Below are 18,068 nucleotides of genomic sequence, written 5' to 3'. Positions count from 1 at the left end.
CAGCAATCGCAAAAAACTCTCGAATTCACGAGTGTTACTTGTGATGCTGATAATCTTGCGATCGATCAGTCTTAACTCACAAGCACCCACACGAATTGCTTGATTCAACTTGTTAAAGAGCAGTTGGTTGAGGCCCTCGCTTCAACCGAGGCGCGCATTCTACGCCAACCTCTTCGTCCGTCAAGCCTTATTTTTCGAAATTTTCGTTTCTACTCAATCGCTTGCGCCAAGGAGAAGATCGAGCCTTCTCGTCAGCGGGAGGCGCATTCTACAGCGATCAATCTCGCTGTCAAGCCCCTCTCGGCACTTCACTCTCACTTCGTTGCTGCTTAAGTGCTTGATTTTCAAGCTCTTTGCCGGCGCCGCCGTGAGAGTGGGGCGCATTATAGGGACTCAGAAAACTTCGTCAACGACTTTCTGAAAATACTTTCTAAACCTGCCCGGACAATCAGTTTACCGCCACATCCCGACGCAGCAGGGAAATGCCGACCAGAGCCCGCCCTCCGCATTAATGCGGCCTCAGCGCTTCGTCGCAGAGTTGCGCAACAGGCTCAATGCCATTCCCGCCAACAGGGCCACCCCAAGCAGCAGGACGCCCCAGAGCGCGATGCGCTTCCAATTGGTGCCATCGCCTGCATCCCCAACCCGGGACGCCATCCCTTCCTGCAGAACACCCTCGACCTGGGCTCTGCCCATTGTCGCCAGACTGGATTCGTCGTAGCCAGGCACCAGCGTCGTCATTGGCAGACTGGAGCTCTGCGACGACGCATTCCCCACGGCAACCCTATAAGGCGCACTACCACGGGCGAGGAAAATCACCTCGCTGGCACGTAGCGCCACACTCAATTGTGGAACCGGGCCACCCAGGCCGCCGCCCCGCGAATCCACCAGCAAGCGCAACTGACTGACCGGCCACCCCGGCAACGCAATCTCATCCTGGCGCATCTCCCGGCCATCCTGTGACAGGCGGTACAGCACCGTGCGCGCCAGCGGGCTCCATTGCACCTTGCCATCGAGCCTGCCTTGCAACGAGACCGGCGCCAGCGTCTCGGGCTGTTCGAGAGGAATCCGCAGGCGCTCCAGCGGCAATGCCTGAGGCAGGTTCCAGATGAATTCGCCTTCCACCCCCGAACGCCCTGCCAGGGGCGCCGACCACACCAGGGGTGCCGGCTCGGTATTACTGCGGATGCCGCTCAGGCGCGCCCCCTTGAGCATCGCCGCCTCCTCCGGCGCAAGCCACAGCAGACGCAGGTAGCGCGCATGCACTCCCGGCAGTTCGACGTCGTTATTGTCGATCCGCTCGCCATTGAAGCTCAGCCGTGCAACCTGCCCTTCACCCAACGGACTCCAGCGGTTCAGGTCATCACTGGCCTCGATGCGGAAACGCTGGAAGCCTTCCGCCTCGGCACTCCACTCGAGACTCAGGCGGTCCAGCGGAAAATCGCTGGTACTGGCGTCAAGCAACCAGCCGCGCAGGATTTGACGAGCGCCATCAGGCACTGCCGCGGGAGGAATCTCGACAATGGTGCCAGCGGTATTGCGCACCACCCTCAGCCCTTCCAGTGCCGTGCTTCCCGCCGCACCACGCAGCGGGAACACCCTTGCCGTCGCTTCCAGGCGGGTTTCGCTTTGCCTGGCAGTGCCTGCGCGCAGACTGTAGGGCAATGCCTCGTCCTCGGCATTGAACACCCGCAAGTCCCGCAGGTCGGCATGCCGGGCGGCAAGCTGCACTTCGATCGGCAACTGCAGGCGATACCACGGCCCCGTGCCGGACACCGCGAGCGGTACCTGGCTGGCGAAATCGGCCGGGTTTTCCGCCGCCGCGCCAGCATTCAGGAAACCGGCGCAGAACAGCGCGGCACATGCCTTGATAAAGACGGTCGACTTCATGTGGAAGGATGCTCCTCTGGCTCTGCCCGCCGCGGCGGCAAGGGGGCGAAATAGCCGACTATCAGCAGCAGAACGCCGACACCAATGAACGAGACGATGCGCGCCAGGCTGCCGCTGTTGCCCAGCTCGACGAAGAACAGTTTGACCACCACGACCGCGATCAGCGCTGCGCCGACCATCCACAGATCGCGGCGAGCGCGCAGGTGGCCGAAGATCATCAGTCCGAGGGCGATCAGGGTCCAGACGATCGACAGCCCGGCCTGCACCACCATCGAATGACGCAGGTCGGCCAGCTCGAACGGTACGCCGGCCCAGTGATGCGCAGTACGGCATACCGCCAGGGTCGCCAGGGCAAACAGCGAGGCGCCGACGAGTACCTGAAGCGGCTGCCCGAGCCAGCGCGAGTCCACACCAAGTAACGGCAGGCCAGCGAGCGCCCAGCGGTAGACCGCCAGCAGGACGATCAGCATGCCCAGCTCCAGCGGGTTGAACAGCGGCAGATAGGGCAGCGGGTCGGCCGCGCCATTGCTGAGCAGGTTGACCAGCCAGAACCAGGCGAGCAGCAACAGCGCCACCGGCAATGCCGCGATGCCACGGTACTCGCGCGGGAACGCCGACACCGGCCACGGCAGTGTCCGGTGCGAACCCATGACGATGAGGAACAGGCTCGGCACCAATGCCCAGCCCAGCCAGCGCCAGGCGTTGTAGTGCTCGGCCAGGGCATAGAAAAGGAAGCGCAACTCCAAGGCCAGCACGCCGAGGATCAGCCAGCAGCCAAGCACATGGACTGCGCTTGCCGCCGGCTTCGGCAGCAGGTCACCCAGACGCCAGAGCGACAGCAGGTGGACCAGCAGTAGCGCCAGCCAGCCCAGCCAGCCGAGGTTCGCCAGTGGATGGTATTCCGGCTGCCATGCGCTCGCCAAAGCCAGACAGGCCAGCGGTACCAGGGCCAGGCAGAGCAGCGCCAGGGCGCGCCACTGTTCGCGCAGGGCGAGCAGCGTCCACAGCGCCACAGTCAATGCAGCCACCAGCAGCGCCACATGCTCGCGCATTTCGCCGGGCACGAAGCGGCCGATCTCGCACAGCGCGGCAAGAGCCCACCAACCAGCGCCCCAGATCAGCAGCAACTGCGACAAGCGTTCGAGATCGAGAGCACCCAGCGCCAGGCTGCGCTCCCGCTCACCCGCACGATGCAGCCGCCAGGCGCCGGCCAGCGCAGCCAGCGCCAGCACTGCCGGAGTCCAGAAGCCGGCATGAGCCAGCGGACTCAAGCCCTCGCTGGGCAAGGGCCCGAGCAGAGATGGACCGGTGAGCAGGAAAGCTGCACCACCGATGATCTGCAGCGCCAGGCCGAAGACGAAGCTGGCGCGCTGTTGCAGGTACAGGCTGAGCCAGACGATCAGCAGGCCGCTGCCAGCCCATACTGCGCTTGCCGTACGCCACGGCAGAGCGAACAGCACGGCGAGATTGAGGAAGGCCAGACCGGCCAGCAGCACAACGCTCAAGCCGAGCATCAGCCGCCGGTCTTCACGCAGCAGCGGATCGCGCCCGGCGATCAGCATGCCGGCGACCAGCGCCAAGCCGATCAAGGAGGCGCCGAGCAGGCCCTGCCAGCCCGCAACGAAACCAGCCCCCAGCTCCGCACCGCGCATATCCAGGAGGAACAACACGCCGCCAAGCAACTGCACGGCGAAGGCGCAGAACAGGAAGCTGCGCGAGCGCAGTCGCAAGCCTGCGAACAGCGTCGCCAGGCCGGCCAGCGCCCAGGCGATCGCCGAGGCCTGCGCGGCGAAACACAGCGGCGCGATCAGATAGAGGAACGCCAGCCCGGCACAGGCCAGCACCGGCTCGCACTTCGGCTCCCAGGCGCCAAGGCGCTCAGCAGGCTCACTACGCAGGCGCCAGAAGCTGAACAGCAACGCTGCGCCGAGCATCAGGGCACCCAGCGGCGCACCATCCAGCAGGGTGTCGCCACCTGCGTGCAGGCTGGCGACGAATGCCAGCGCAGCACCGCCCTGCAGCAGCAGGGCGAAAATCCGCGCCAGCCGACGCTGCTGGCGCAGGCCGAGCCAGTAGATACCCGCCCCTTCCACCGCCCAGGCCGCAGAAGTCCAGCGCGCATCCAGGCCAAGCGGAATGGCCAGCGTGCCGAATACCACGCCAAGCGCCAGGCACGCCTCGACCAGCAACTGCACCTTGCGCCCGGCCAGCAGGCGCGCCAGCACCATATAGAACAGTCCCAGCGCCAGCGCGCTGAATGCCGCTCCGAATTCGATATGGCGGATCACGGCATACTGCAGGCCGAAGCCAACCAGCGGCGTGCCAAACAGCACCGAAGCATCGACATAGTCGGTCTGCCGCAACGACCGGAGCAGGCTCTCCTCACTACTGGCCGACTCTTCCTGCCCCGCCACCTCGCGCAACTGGCGACGGGCGAAGAGCAGGCCGATGGCGACGTACATCAGGAAGAACAGCAGCAGGAACGGCTCGGTGCTGACGAACAGCTCCGGCGTATATGAGCGCAACCCCCAGGCGAAACCGATGCCGAAGGTACCGATGAAGCCGATCAGATTGAGCAGACGCCAGGCCTTGAACCAGGCGATCAGGAAGATGCCGGCATTCAGCAGCGCGAAATAGCTGAACAGAGCGACATGGTTGCCGCCACCGCTGGACGTCAGGATCGGTGCCGCGAAGCCGCCCAGCGCCGCTGCCGCGGCAAGTCCCAGCGCATCCTGCAATACGGCGAGCACCGCCGAACAGGCCGTCACCACCACCAGCAGCACGAAGCCCGCTTCGGCAGAGATGAGCACGTCGCCGCCGTTCATCTGCGGATAGAGCTTGATGGCGGCAAACACCGTCAGGTACAGCACCGCGACACCTGTACCCTGCAGCACCAGCGCGTAGCCGGTGCGCCGCCGGCGCAGCCACCAGCCCAGCCCGAGCAGCGCCAGGGCCGCCGCTGCCGTACCTATATAGGGAGCCTGCGGCGGCATGACCATGCCTTCGGTGGCATAGCGCAGCAGGAAGGCCAGCCCCAGGAACAGCAGCACCACACCGACGCGCAGGACGGTATTGCCGCCCAGCAGCCAGTCGCGGGCCAGGCCAAAAGCGCGTTCGAAGATCGATGGGCCGGCGGGCTCGGCCGCCCCTGCCGACCACGGGTCCTGTTGCATCTGCTCTGGGGATGCAGTGGCTTCCGCCGGAGCGGCATTCGCCGACCAGTCGAACGGCGTCGCCTCCGGCTGTTCGGCAGGAGTTGCAACGGCGGGCTGCTCGCTCGGACGGGGCAGCTCTATATCCCAGAGCAGATCGGCCTCAGCGGCCGCAGTAGCGGAAACCGGCTCCTCGGCAACTGGAGATTCGAGATCGGCAGCAACAGGCGATTGCGCAGAGGGCGACGGAGCCGTCTCGCGCGTCTCCGCCTCCTGCAGTTGCCGCTTGAGCGCCTGCCCCTCGGCCTCGAAGCGCGCGATGAACGCCGCGAGCCTGCCACTCAGCTCGGCGTTCTGCTTCTGCAGACGCTGCAACCCGATGGCCTGACCCAGCCCAAGTCCCACCAGCGCGCCGAGCACGCCAGCGGTGATCGACTCTCCCGCACTCGCCCCGATGACGAGTCCGACCAGCATGAAGATCCATTGCATGCGAGCAATCCTTGAAGGGGAACAACGCATCCACCCTGCCCAGCCTTCCTGCGAGGAGAGGACCCGTGCTGCGAGTATATCGGCGAGCCGCAAACTCGCCTGCAGGAAGCATCTGACGCATATCAGTGTTCTGCGCCGCGACGAGCAATAGCTCCCCCAGCAACGCGAAAGCCGGGCAGATGCCCGGCTTTCGCTGTTCCACTGGAACGGATCAGACCTTGGCGCGCTCGTAGCGCTTGCGGTCGTTCTCGTTCAGCAGCTTCTTGCGCAGGCGGATCGACTTCGGCGTCACTTCCACCAGCTCGTCGTCGGCGATGAATTCCAGCGCCTGCTCCAGGGTGAAGCGGATCGGCGGAACCAGGGCGATGACTTCGTCCTTGCCCGAAGCGCGCATGTTGTCGAGCTTCTTGCCCTTGGTGGGGTTGATCACCAGGTCGTTGTCACGGCTGTTGATGCCGGCCAGCTGACCTTCGTAGATCTCGTCGCCTGGGCCGAGGAACAGCTTGCCGCGGCTTTGCAGGGTTTCCAGCGAGTAGGTCAGCGCGGTGCCGGTGGCCATGGAGACCAGTACGCCGTTCTGACGGTTGCTGACTTCGCCGGCCTTGATCGGGCCGTAGTGGCTGAAGGTCGAAGTCAGGATGCCGGTACCCGAGGTCAGGGTCAGGAAGTTGTTACGGAAGCCGATCAGGCCACGCGCCGGGATGGTGTACTCCAGACGAACGCGACCCTTGCCGTCGGGGATCATGTTGCTCAGATCGCCCTTGCGCAGGCCCATCTGCTCCATCACCGAGCCCTGGTGCTGCTCTTCGATGTCGATGGTGACGTTCTCGTACGGCTCCTGCTTCTCGCCGGCCTCGTTCTCGATGATCACCACTTCCGGACGGCCCACGGCCATCTCGAAGCCTTCGCGGCGCATGGTTTCGATCAGTACGGAGAGGTGCAGCTCACCACGGCCGGAAACCTTGAACTTCTCGGCGGATTCGCCCGGCTCGACGCGCAGGGCGACGTTGTGCAGCAGTTCCTTCTCCAGGCGGTCCTTGATGTTGCGGCTGGTGACGAACTTGCCTTCACGACCGGCGAACGGCGAGTCGTTGACCTGGAAGGTCATGCTCACGGTCGGCTGGTCGACGGTCAGCGGCGGACGCGCCTCGACGTTCTGCGGGTCGCACAGGGTGTCGGAGATGAACAGCTCTTCCATGCCGCTGACGCATACGATGTCGCCGGCTTCGGCTTCAGCCACTTCCACGCGCTGCAGGCCCGAGTGGCCCATGATCTTGAGGACGCGACCGTTGCGCTTGGTGCCGTCGTCGCTGATCGCCACGACCGGGGTGTTGGACTTGATCTTGCCGCGGGCGATACGGCCGATGCCGATCACGCCGAGGAAGCTGTTGTAGTCCAGCTGGGAGATCTGCATCTGGAACGGGCCGTCGACGTCGACCTGCGGAACCGGGACGTGGTCGATGATCGCCTGGAACAGCGCGTCCATGTTGTCGTCCATCTTCTCGTGGTCCATGCCGGCGATACCGTTCAGGGCGCTGGCGTAGACGATCGGGAAGTCGAGCTGCTCATCGGTGGCGCCGAGGTTGTCGAACAGGTCGAAGATCTGGTCGATGACCCAGTCAGGACGCGCGCCCGGACGGTCGATCTTGTTGACCACGACGATCGGACGCAGGCCGGCCTTGAAGGCCTTCTGGGTCACGAAACGGGTCTGCGGCATGGGGCCGTCCTGGGCGTCGACCACCAGCAGCACGGAGTCGACCATCGACATCACGCGCTCTACCTCACCACCGAAGTCGGCGTGGCCGGGGGTGTCGACGATGTTGATGTTGTAGCCGTTCCACTTGATGGCGGTGTTCTTCGCCAGGATGGTAATGCCGCGTTCCTTTTCCTGGTCGTTGGAGTCCATCACACGCTCGTTCTCGGCTTCCTTGCGGTCCAGGGTGCCGGACAGCTTCAGCAGCTTGTCAACGAGGGTGGTCTTGCCATGGTCGACGTGGGCGATGATGGCGATATTGCGGAGTTTTTCGATCACGGTATCTGTCTCGAGAAGAAATCTTCAGGCTGCCTTGGCAGCGATTGGCCGGTATACGGCGGTATTTCAGGGCAGTCGGAGGGCAAAACTACGCCCGGAATATGTCGGGAGGTCGGTGGCGGATACTGCCGCCGAACAGCCCGGGCTGCTTAAGCCGGGCGATAAACACGCACATTGGTGTGCCCCTCGTTGACCAGGTGATGGGCATGCAGGCGGCTCATGACGCCCTTGTCGCAATACAGCAGGTACTGGCGATTCGGGTCGAGCTCCTTGAACTTGCTGTTGATGGCGTAGAACGGCATCGGCAGCACTTCGACGCCTTCCAGCGCCAGCGGTTCGTCTTCCTGGGCGTCCGGGTGACGGATGTCGACGACGATCTGCCCCGGCAGAACTTCGGCGACCATTTCCACCGGCAGGTCCTTGCCCAGCTCGTCGATGACGCGGTCGACGGTCATCTGCGTGGCGCGCTCCATGGCGCGATCCAGCACGGCCATGTCGAACTTGGTTTCTTCGTGATCGACACGGTACGGCTTGGCCTGGGTCGTCGGATTCACCGAGATCACGCCGCAGTATTCCGGCATGTGCTTGGCGAACTCGGCGGTGCCGATCTTCGTGGCGGTGTCGATGATGTCCTGTTTGTGGCTGACGATCAGCGGGCGCAGCACCAGGGTGTCGGTCACCCGGTCGATCACCGAGAGGTTCGGCAGGGTCTGGCTGGACACCTGGGAAATCGCCTCGCCGGTCACCAGCGCGTCCAGCTGCAGGCGCTCGGCCACGCGGCTGGCGGCGCGCAGCATCATGCGCTTGAGGGTCACGCCCATGTAGCTGTCGTCGACCTTGGTGAGAATCTCGCCGACCACTTCCTCGAACGGCACGCTGACGAACAGCACGCGCTGCGAGCGACCGAACTTCTCCCATAGATAGTGGGCGACTTCCATCACGCCCAGTTCGTGGGCACGACCGCCGAGGTTGAAGAACACGAAGTGGCTGATCATCCCGCGGCGCATCATCTGGTAGGCCGCGACGGTGGAGTCGAAGCCGCCGGACATCAGCACCAGCACCTGCTCCAGCGCGCCCAGCGGATAGCCGCCGAGGCCCATGTGCTTTTCATGGATGACGTACAGGCGGTCATGGCGGATTTCCATGCGCACTTCGACTTCCGGGTCCTTCAGCGAAACGCCCGCCGCGCCGCACTGCTGGCGCAGGCCGCCGCCGACGTAACGCTCCACATCTATAGAGGTGAACGGGTGCTTGCCGGCGCGCTTGCAGCGTACGGAGAAGATCTTGCCTTGCAGCTTGTCGCCGAAGTGCGCCTTGCACCTGGCGAGGATGTCGTCGAAGTCGCCCAGCGGGTATTCGTGCACTTCGAGGAAGTGGCCGATGCCCGGGGTGCAGGTCAGGCGCTCGATCATCTCGCGCAGGACCTTGGCGTCGCTGACCCTGGTCTCGACCTCCAGATTGTCCCACTCGCCTTCTACCAGCAGTTCGGGGTCGAGGTCGCGCAGCACCGTGCGAATGTTCTTCGCCAGTTGCCGGATGAAGCGCTTGCGCACCGGCCGGCTCTTGATGGTGATTTCCTGGAAGACCTTGACGATGAGTTTCATGCAGAAGGACCGATGGCGGCCAAGTCGCTAAAAAAAGGGGCGAGATTATATCCGAAATTGCTCAAGACTTGAGCAGAAGAGGATGACTTTCTTTTCGATGCACCAAAATGGACTGACGCACCACATGCAGGCACCACAATGGTGCGCCAATTGACGGAATTTCCCGCGCGACAGGCGCTGAAAGCCTTATTCTGCGGCCCCTTGCCCAAATGCGGGCACTGGCACGCTACTTGCTCTCTTGTGATGCAGGTCGCCCTGGCGGAGTATTCCCGCCCGGCGTCAACCGTTACGGAGCACGAGCTCCACGCTTTAGATCCCTCCTGGAGGACAGCATGTCGTACAAGTCGCAGCAACTGATCAAAGACCATGACGTGAAGTGGGTAGACCTGCGCTTCACCGATACCAAAGGCAAGCAGCAACACGTCACCATGCCGGCTCGCGACGCGCTGGATGATGAGTTCTTCGAAGCCGGCAAGATGTTCGATGGCTCCTCCATCGAAGGCTGGAAAGGCATCGAAGCCTCCGACATGATCCTGCTGCCGGACGACAGCACCGCCGTGCTCGACCCGTTCACCGAAGAGCCGACCCTGATCATCGTCTGCGACATCATCGAGCCGAGCACCATGCAAGGCTACGAGCGCGACCCGCGCAACATCGCCAAGCGCGCCGAGGAATACCTGAAGTCCACCGGTATCGGCGACACCGTATTCGTCGGCCCGGAGCCGGAGTTCTTCATCTTCGACGAAGTGAAGTTCAAGTCCGACATCTCCGGCTCGATGTTCAAGATCTTCTCCGAGCAGGCTTCCTGGAACACCGACGCTGACATCGAGTCGGGCAACAAGGGCCACCGTCCGGGCGTGAAAGGCGGCTACTTCCCGGTACCGCCGGTCGACCACGACCACGAAATCCGTACCGCCATGTGCAACGCCATGGAAGAAATGGGCCTGGTCGTCGAAGTTCACCACCACGAAGTGGCGACTGCCGGCCAGAACGAAATCGGCGTCAAGTTCAACACCCTGGTTGCCAAGGCTGACGAAGTTCAGACCCTGAAGTACTGCATCCACAACGTTGCCGACGCCTACGGCAAGACCGTGACCTTCATGCCGAAACCGCTGTACGGCGACAACGGCTCGGGCATGCACGTTCACATGTCCATCTCCAAAGATGGCAAGAACACCTTCGCTGGCGAAGGCTATGCCGGCCTGTCCGATACCGCCCTGTACTTCATCGGCGGCATCATCAAGCACGGCAAGGCGCTGAACGGCTTCACCAACCCGGCCACCAACTCCTACAAGCGTCTGGTTCCGGGCTTCGAAGCCCCGGTAATGCTGGCCTACTCCGCCCGCAACCGTTCCGCCTCGATCCGTATTCCGTACGTATCCAGCCCGAAAGCCCGCCGCATCGAAGCGCGCTTCCCGGACCCGGCTGCCAACCCGTACCTGTGCTTCGCAGCTCTGCTGATGGCCGGTCTGGACGGCATCCAGAACAAGATCCACCCCGGCGATGCCGCCGACAAGAACCTGTACGACCTGCCGCCGGAAGAGGCGAAGGAAATCCCGCAGGTTTGCGGCAGCCTGAAGGAAGCGCTGGAAGAACTGGACAAGGGCCGTGCGTTCCTGACCAAGGGCGGCGTGTTCACCGACGAGTTCATCGATGCCTACATCGAGCTGAAGTCGGAAGAAGAAATCAAGGTCCGCACCTTCGTGCACCCGCTGGAATACGACCTGTACTACAGCGTCTGATTTCGACGAATACCTACTATAAGTAGCGTCAACATTGAGGCCTCCTTCGGGAGGCCTTTTTTATGTCCGTAGGTTGGCGCTGAGCGCAGCGAAGCCCAACAATTGCCGGCAGCCACGCCGTTGGGCTTCGTACCTCAGCCCAACCTACAAGAGCGAAGCCCAACATCTGTCAGGCGTAGCAACGTTGGGATGCGCAAGCCCGGCGCCAACGGCTGCTTGCGAGCAATGGCGCACAGCATTCGCCGCAACACTCGCCGACAATAACCCGCTTGCCCGGCGCCCACGGAGGTGCAAGGCTTGCAGGAACCAGCGGAGACCGTCCCATGCGCCTGTCGATTGCCATCGCGCTGCTTGCCGTCGTGCTGCCAGCCAGCGCGGAGATCTACAAATACACCGATGCCAACGGCAAGACGGTGTTCACCAACAAACCACCGACCGGCGTCGACACCAAGCCGGTGGACCTGCCGCCGGCGCCGACGGTGCAGATGCAGCCCCCGGCCAGCGCGCCGCCGAAGGCAGCCGACAATCCCGGCGCAGGCACGCCCTACAGCATCCTGGCGCTGGGCAACCTGCCCTCCGCCGAGGCGTTGCGCGCCAACAACGGCACTTTCAGCGTCGACGTGATCCAGCAGCCACGACTGGCCGGCAACCATCAGCTGCGCCTGCTGCTGGACGGCCAGCCCTACGGCCCACCCAGCCGCGAAACCACCTTCACCCTGGAGAACATCGACCGCGGCGACCACACGTTGGCCGTCCAGGTGCTGAGCGGCGACCGGGTCCTGCAATCCAGCTCGCCGGTGTCGTTCACCGTGCAGCGCGTGCATGTGAACCGCTGACCCATGCGCCGACTGCTGCTCTGCTCGCTGCTGCTGGCCGCCCTGCCCGCCTTCGCCGGGGTCTACACCTACATCGACCAGGACGGCAATCGCGTCTTCACCGACCAGCCAAAGCGCAGCAATGCCCAGCGCATCGAACTGGCGCCGTCCAACGCCATGCCCCCGGCGCCGGCCGACCAGTACAACCCCTACGCCCCGTCGCCGCCGCCGAGCCCGCCGCAGTACCAGCTGCTGCGCATCCTCGTGCCCGAGCCCGATGCCACCATCCGCGCCAACAACGGCGAGATGATCGTCAGCGTCAGCAGCGACCCCACCCTGCTGCCCGGCCACTCCTACCGCCTGCTGCTCGACGGCAAGAGCGTCGGCGAGCCCGGCCGCAGTCCGGTATTCCCGCTGCACAACGTCGATCGCGGCACCCACCAGTTGTCGGTGGAAATCCTCGATGGCCAGGGCCGCACCCTGGAGCAGACGCCCAACCAGCCGTTCCACATGAAGCGCGTATCGATCGCCGGCAACCCGAACCCCGCGCAACCCGGGTTGGCAACGATCCCGTAGGTTGGCGCTGAGCTTGCGAAGCCCAACGGTGCCAATGCCGGCCAATGTTGGGCTTCACTGCGTTCAGCGCCAGCCTACGCACCATTTCGGTGCATTTAAATGCACCACTTTCTATACTCTCCCTGTTTCAGGGCACTTTGAGCGGCGCATCCTCCTCCCGGTGCACCGCCATCCCGCGCCAAGCGCCGAATGACGCGCCTTTTCAGGGCCTGGTTTGTTTTTTGCATTTTCCTGCCCAACCTTGGGACATTTCCGCGCCATGCCTACAGAAACCCAGCTCAGACTCCTGCTCGACAACCTCACCACGGCAGTAATCCTGCTCAATGCCGATCTGCGCCTGGAATACATGAACCCGGCGGCGGAGATGCTCCTCGCCGTCAGCGGCCAGCGCAGCCACGGGCAGTTCATCAGCGAGCTGTTCACCGAATCGCCGGAAGCCCTGCAGTCCCTGCGTCAGGCGGTGGAAGAGGCGCACCCCTTCACCAAGCGCGAGGCGACGCTGACCTCCCTCACCGGCCAGTCGATCACCGTCGACTATGCAGTGACGCCGATCCTCAGCCGCCGCGAAACCCTGCTGCTGCTCGAAGTGCATCCGCGCGACCGGCTGATGCGGATCACCAAGGAAGAGGCGCAGTTGTCCAAGCAGGAAACCACCAAGCTGCTGGTGCGCGGCCTCGCCCACGAGATCAAGAACCCGCTCGGCGGCATCCGCGGCGCGGCGCAGTTGCTCTCCCGCGAACTGCCGGACGAGGCGCTGAAGGACTACACCAACGTCATCATCGAAGAGGCCGACCGCCTGCGGAACCTGGTGGACCGCATGCTCGGCTCGAACAAGCTGCCGCAACTGGCGGTGACCAACATCCACGAAGTGCTGGAGCGCGTCTGCAGCCTGGTGGAAGCGGAAACCCAGGGCAGCATCACCATCGTCCGCGACTACGATCCGAGCATCCCCGACCTGCTGCTCGACCGCGAGCAGATGATCCAGGCCGTGCTCAACATCGTGCGCAACGCCATGCAGGCCGTCGCCTCGCAGAACGACCTGCGCCTCGGCCGCATCAGCCTGCGTTCGCGCACCGTTCGCCAGTTCACCATCGGCCACACCCGCCACCGCCTGGTGTGCAAGGTGGAAATCATCGACAACGGTCCGGGCATCCCCCCGGAACTTCAGGAAACCATCTTCTATCCCATGGTCAGCGGCCGCCCGGACGGCACCGGGCTCGGCCTGGCCATCGCCCAGAACATCATCAGCCAGCACCAGGGTCTGATCGAATGCGAGAGCCATCCCGGGCACACCGTATTCAGTCTGTTCCTGCCCCTGGAACAAGGAGTGCATTAACCAATGAGCCGTTCAGAGACTGTCTGGATCGTCGACGACGACCGCTCCATCCGCTGGGTACTGGAGAAAGCCCTGCAACAGGAAGGCATGGACACGTTGTGCTTCGACAGCGCCGACAGCGTGCTCAGCCGCCTCGGCCGGCAACAGCCGGACGTGATCATTTCCGACATCCGCATGCCCGGCACCAGCGGCCTCGACCTGCTGGCGCAGATCCGCGAACTGCACCCGCGCCTGCCGGTGATCATCATGACCGCGCATTCCGACCTGGACAGCGCGGTGGCCTCCTACCAGGGCGGCGCCTTCGAATACCTGCCCAAGCCGTTCGACGTCGACGAAGCCGTCTCGCTGGTCAAGCGCGCCAACCAGCACGCGCAGGAGCAGCAGGGCCTGGAAGCCCCGGCCAGCCTGACCCGCACCCCGGAGATCATCGGCGAGGCGCCGGCCATGCAGGAGGTGTTCCGCGCCATCGGCCGCCTCAGCCACTCCAACATCACCGTGCTGATCAACGGCGAATCCGGCACCGGCAAGGAACTGGTCGCCCACGCCCTGCACCGCCACAGCCCGCGCGCGGCGGCGCCGTTCATCGCGCTGAACATGGCGGCGATCCCCAAGGACCTGATGGAATCCGAACTGTTCGGCCATGAAAAGGGCGCCTTCACCGGCGCCGCCGCACAGCGTCGCGGCCGCTTCGAACAGGCCGACGGCGGCACCCTGTTCCTCGACGAGATCGGCGACATGCCCGCCGACACCCAGACCCGCCTGCTGCGCGTGCTGGCCGACGGCGAGTTCTATCGCGTCGGCGGCCACACGCCGGTGAAGGTGGACGTGCGGATCATCGCCGCCACCCACCAGAACCTGGAAACCCTGGTGCGCGAAGGCAAGTTCCGCGAGGACCTGTTCCACCGCCTGAACGTCATCCGCATCCACATCCCGCGCCTGGCCGACCGCCGCGAAGACATCCCCGCGCTGGCCCGCCACTTCCTCGCCCGCGCCGCCCAGGAACTGGCGGTGGAGCCGAAGCTGCTCAAGCCGGAAACCGAAGAGTACATGCAGAACCTCGGCTGGCCCGGCAATGTGCGCCAGTTGGAGAACACCTGCCGCTGGATCACCGTGATGGCCTCCGGACGCGAGGTGCTGATCGACGACCTGCCGCCGGAACTGCTCGCCCAACCGCAGGAAAGCGCGCCGGCCGCCAACTGGGAACAGGCCCTGCGCCACTGGGCCGACCAGGCCCTCGGCCGCGGCCAGTCGAACCTGCTGGATACCGCCGTACCGGCGTTCGAGCGGATCATGATCGAAACCGCCCTCAAGCACACCGCCGGCCGCCGCCGCGACGCCGCCGTGCTGCTGGGCTGGGGAAGGAATACCTTGACGCGCAAGATCAAGGAACTGGGCATGAAAGTCGAAGGCCCGGACGACGAAGGCGACGACTGAAGCGCCACTGGAGCAATCGAAGGGACCGGCAGGTCCCTTTTCTTTTGCGGCAATGCCGCGCCCCATGGGTGCGAATCGCGGGCATGGCCCGCTCCTACGGCTGTATCGACGTGCGGAGGAAACCGTAGGATGGGTTGAGCTTGCGATACCCATCATTCCCCGCAACGCCGATGGGTATCGCTGCGCTCAACCCATCCTACAAGGCAGTCCATCCTGCCTGCACAGTGTCCGCCCTACTAATCTGCGCACAGCGGATAAGCCCTGCAGCGGCGGGATAGCCCCTGCTTTCGCCGCCTCCCTAAAGTCGAACCTGCCCTGTCCCCGCCCCTGGCGGGCCAAAGAGGTTCGAGATGACTGCCTATCTGCAATGCCTTTCGCACACCCCGCTGGTCGGCCACGTGGACCCGGCGCCGGATGTGCTGGCCGAAGTCGACGATGTCGTCGCCCAGGCCCGCGAGCGGATTGCCCGCTTCGATCCGGAGCTGGTGATCCTGTTCTCCCCCGACCATTTCAACGGTTTCTTCTACGACGTCATGCCGCCCTTCTGCATCGGCATGGCGGCCCATGCCATCGGCGACTTCGGCAGCGCCGCCGGGCCGCTGGCGGTGCCCCGCGAGCTGGCCGAAGACTGCGCCACGGCAGTGCTCGACGCCGGCGTGGATGTCGCCGTGTCCTACAGCATGCAGGTGGACCACGGTTTCGCCCAGCCGCTGGAATTCCTGCTTGGCGGCCTCGACCGCAGGCCGGTGCTGCCGGTCTTCATCAACGCGGTGGCGCCTCCGCTGCCGGGCTTCCAGCGTGCCCGCCTGCTCGGCGAGGCCATCGGGCGTTTCGCCCGCATGCTGGACAAACGGGTGCTGTTCCTCGGCTCCGGCGGCCTGTCGCACCAGCCGCCGGTGCCGGAGCTGGCCAAGGTCGATGCACGCATGGCCGACCGCCTGATGGGCAGCGGCCGCAACCTGCCGGCCGATGAACGCCAGGCGCGCCAGCAACGGGTGATCTCCGCCGCCGAGCGCTTCGTGCACGACCAGAACTCGCTGCACCCGCTCAACCCCGAGTGGGACCGGCAGTTCCTCGACACCCTCGGCGAAGGCCGGCTGGCCGAACTGGACGCGCTGGGCAACGACGAGCTGTCCGCCATCGCCGGCCGCTCCACCCATGAGGTGAAGACCTGGATGGCCGCCTTCGCCGCCCTCTCCGCCTTCGGCCCCTACCGTGCCCACGACCGCTACTACCGGCCGATTCCCGAATGGATCGCCGGCTTCGGCGCGCTCGCCGCCACCCCCGAACACAACTGAAGGAAGCAACCGATGACGGCACACACCGTGGAACCGAGCGAGTCATCCACCAGCCGCTTCGCCCACATCCGCACCGGCGAACTCGACCTGCGCCTGCATTACAACGATGCCGGCGAAGGCCGCGAGACGGTGGTCATGCTGCACGGCTCCGGCCCGGGCGCCAGCGGCTGGGCGAATTTCAACCGCAACGTCGAACCGCTGGTGGCGGCCGGCTACCGGGTGATCCTCATGGACTGCCCGGGCTGGAGCAAGAGCGATCCGGTGGTCTGCCGCGGCTCGCGCTCCGAGCTGAACGCCACCGCCCTGCGCGGGCTGCTCGACGGGCTCGGTATCGAGCGCGTGCACCTGATCGGCAACTCCATGGGTGCGCACAGCGCGGTCGCCTTCGCCCTGGCCAACCCGCAGCGCGTCGGCAAGCTGGTGCTGATGGGCGGCGGCACCGGCGGCGCCAGTCCGTTCGTGCCGATGCCCACCGAGGGCATCAAGCTGCTGCAGGCGGTGTACCGCGAGCCGACCATCGACAACCTGAAGAAGATGATGAACATCTTCGTCCACGACACCAGCAACCTGACCGAGGAACTGTTCCAGACCCGCCTGGACAACATCCTCGCGCGCCAGGACCACCTGGACAATTTCGTCGCCAGCCTGGCCGCCAATCCGAAACAGTTCCCCGACTTCGGCCCGCGCCTCGGCGAGATCGCCGCGCCGACCCTGGTGATCTGGGGTCGCGAGGATCGCTTCGTACCGCTGGATACCGGCCTGCGCCTGCTCGCCGGCATCCCCAACGCCGAACTGCACGTATTCAACCGCTGCGGCCACTGGGCGCAGTGGGAGCACGCCGACAAGTTCAACCGCATGGTCCTCGATTTCCTGCGCCACTGAGGTGAAGCATGAGCGTTACCCAACAGACTCTCGAACAGCTGGCCGCCACCCTCCGCCAGGCTGAAACCAGCGGCGAGTCGATCGCCCCGCTGCGCGAACGGATCGGTGAAGACAACGGCACCGCCGCCTATGCCATCCAGCGCCTCAACGTTGCCCACGGCGTGGCCGCCGGCCGTCGCGTGGTCGGACGCAAGATCGGTTTGACCAATCCCAAGGTGCAGGCGCAACTCGGCGTCGGCCAGCCGGACTTCGGCACCCTGTTCGCCGACATGGCCTACGGCGACAACGAGGTGGTGCCGGTCTCGCACGTGCTGCAGCCGAAGATCGAGGCGGAGATCGCGCTGATCCTCGAACGCGACCTGCCGCGCGCCGACACCAGCTTCGCCGACGTGCTGGCCGCCACCGGCTGGGTGCTGCCGGCGCTGGAGATCGTCGGCAGTCGCGTCGCAGGCTGGAACATCCGCTTTGTCGACACCGTGGCCGACAACGCCTCCAGCGGCTGCTACGTGCTCGGCGGTCCGGCGCGCCGCATCGACGGCCTCGACCTGCGCGGCGCGGCCATGCGCATGACCCGCAACGGCGAGGAAGTTTCCACCGGCAGCGGAGCCGAGTGCCTCGGCCACCCACTGAACGCCGCAGTGTGGCTGGCCCGCACCATGGCCGGCCTCGGCGAGCCGCTGCGGGCCGGCGACCTCATCCTCACCGGCGCGCTCGGGCCGATGGTCGCGGTGGCCGCCGGCGACCGCTTCGAAGCCGAGATCGACGGCATAGGCCGGGTCGCCACGACCTTCAGCGCCGACTGACAGCAGAGAGAATCC

The 18,068-nt window shown here is 64.9% G+C and carries 12 protein-coding genes; 8 read left to right on the top strand and 4 right to left on the bottom strand.

From position 1 onward, the window contains the following. Positions 1-519 precede the first annotated feature (519 nt). The 4 genes from JFY56_RS22555 to thiI all read right to left on the bottom strand — a co-directional run bounded on the left by JFY56_RS22555 (position 520) and on the right by thiI (position 9,167). Positions 520-1,890, bottom strand: a complete 1,371-nt coding sequence (locus tag JFY56_RS22555) for a DUF3999 domain-containing protein (RefSeq protein ID WP_208316416.1) — start codon at positions 1,888-1,890, stop codon at positions 520-522. Continuing rightward, entirely contained in the window at positions 1,887-5,531 is a 3,645-nt protein-coding gene (locus JFY56_RS22550) for a DUF2339 domain-containing protein (protein ID WP_208316414.1), read from the bottom strand. Before JFY56_RS22550 ends, JFY56_RS22555 begins: the two co-directional genes overlap by 4 nt. A gap of 211 nt (positions 5,532-5,742) precedes the next feature. Beyond that, on the bottom strand, positions 5,743-7,563 hold the full coding sequence (typA, locus tag JFY56_RS22545; RefSeq protein ID WP_208316412.1) for a translational GTPase TypA: 1,821 nt from the start codon (positions 7,561-7,563) through the stop codon (positions 5,743-5,745). 149 nt (positions 7,564-7,712) lie between these two features. Then, positions 7,713-9,167, bottom strand: coding sequence for a tRNA uracil 4-sulfurtransferase ThiI (gene thiI, locus JFY56_RS22540; RefSeq protein WP_208316410.1), 1,455 nt, complete (start codon positions 9,165-9,167; stop codon positions 7,713-7,715). Between the two features lie 332 nt (positions 9,168-9,499). Here thiI and glnA point away from each other — a divergent pair, with 332 nt between their 5' ends. The 8 genes from glnA (at position 9,500) to mhpD (ending at position 18,053) form a co-directional block, all read left to right on the top strand. Continuing rightward, positions 9,500-10,909 (top strand): glutamate--ammonia ligase, encoded by a 1,410-nt coding sequence (gene glnA, locus JFY56_RS22535; RefSeq protein WP_208316408.1) that lies wholly within the window; start codon positions 9,500-9,502, stop codon positions 10,907-10,909. Positions 10,910-11,232: 323 nt separating this feature from the next. Beyond that, the gene (locus JFY56_RS22530) at positions 11,233-11,745 is read left to right on the top strand and encodes a DUF4124 domain-containing protein (RefSeq protein ID WP_208316406.1); all 513 of its coding nucleotides are present in this window, start codon (positions 11,233-11,235) and stop codon (positions 11,743-11,745) included. A 3-nt stretch (positions 11,746-11,748) separates the two neighbouring features. After that, positions 11,749-12,300 (top strand): DUF4124 domain-containing protein, encoded by a 552-nt coding sequence (locus JFY56_RS22525; protein ID WP_208316404.1) that lies wholly within the window; start codon positions 11,749-11,751, stop codon positions 12,298-12,300. Between the two features lie 259 nt (positions 12,301-12,559). Then, a complete protein-coding gene (gene glnL / locus JFY56_RS22520; protein WP_208316402.1) occupies positions 12,560-13,636 on the top strand; it encodes a nitrogen regulation protein NR(II) in 1,077 nt (358 codons plus the stop codon). A 3-nt stretch (positions 13,637-13,639) separates the two neighbouring features. Further along, positions 13,640-15,070, top strand: a complete 1,431-nt coding sequence (ntrC, locus tag JFY56_RS22515; protein WP_208316400.1) for a two-component system response regulator NtrC — start codon at positions 13,640-13,642, stop codon at positions 15,068-15,070. A gap of 350 nt (positions 15,071-15,420) precedes the next feature. Then, positions 15,421-16,368, top strand: a complete 948-nt coding sequence (gene mhpB, locus JFY56_RS22510) for a 3-carboxyethylcatechol 2,3-dioxygenase (protein ID WP_208316397.1) — start codon at positions 15,421-15,423, stop codon at positions 16,366-16,368. Positions 16,369-16,380: 12 nt separating this feature from the next. Then, entirely contained in the window at positions 16,381-17,250 is an 870-nt protein-coding gene (locus JFY56_RS22505) for an alpha/beta fold hydrolase (RefSeq protein ID WP_208316394.1), read from the top strand. Between the two features lie 8 nt (positions 17,251-17,258). After that, a complete protein-coding gene (gene mhpD / locus JFY56_RS22500; RefSeq protein WP_208316392.1) occupies positions 17,259-18,053 on the top strand; it encodes a 2-keto-4-pentenoate hydratase in 795 nt (264 codons plus the stop codon). Positions 18,054-18,068 lie beyond the last annotated feature (15 nt).

This window comes from Pseudomonas schmalbachii, assembly GCF_017589465.1.
Classification (GTDB): domain Bacteria; phylum Pseudomonadota; class Gammaproteobacteria; order Pseudomonadales; family Pseudomonadaceae; genus Pseudomonas; species Pseudomonas schmalbachii.
The sequence above is the reverse complement of the archived record's forward strand: the minus strand, read 5'-3'. Positions and strand labels throughout refer to the sequence as shown.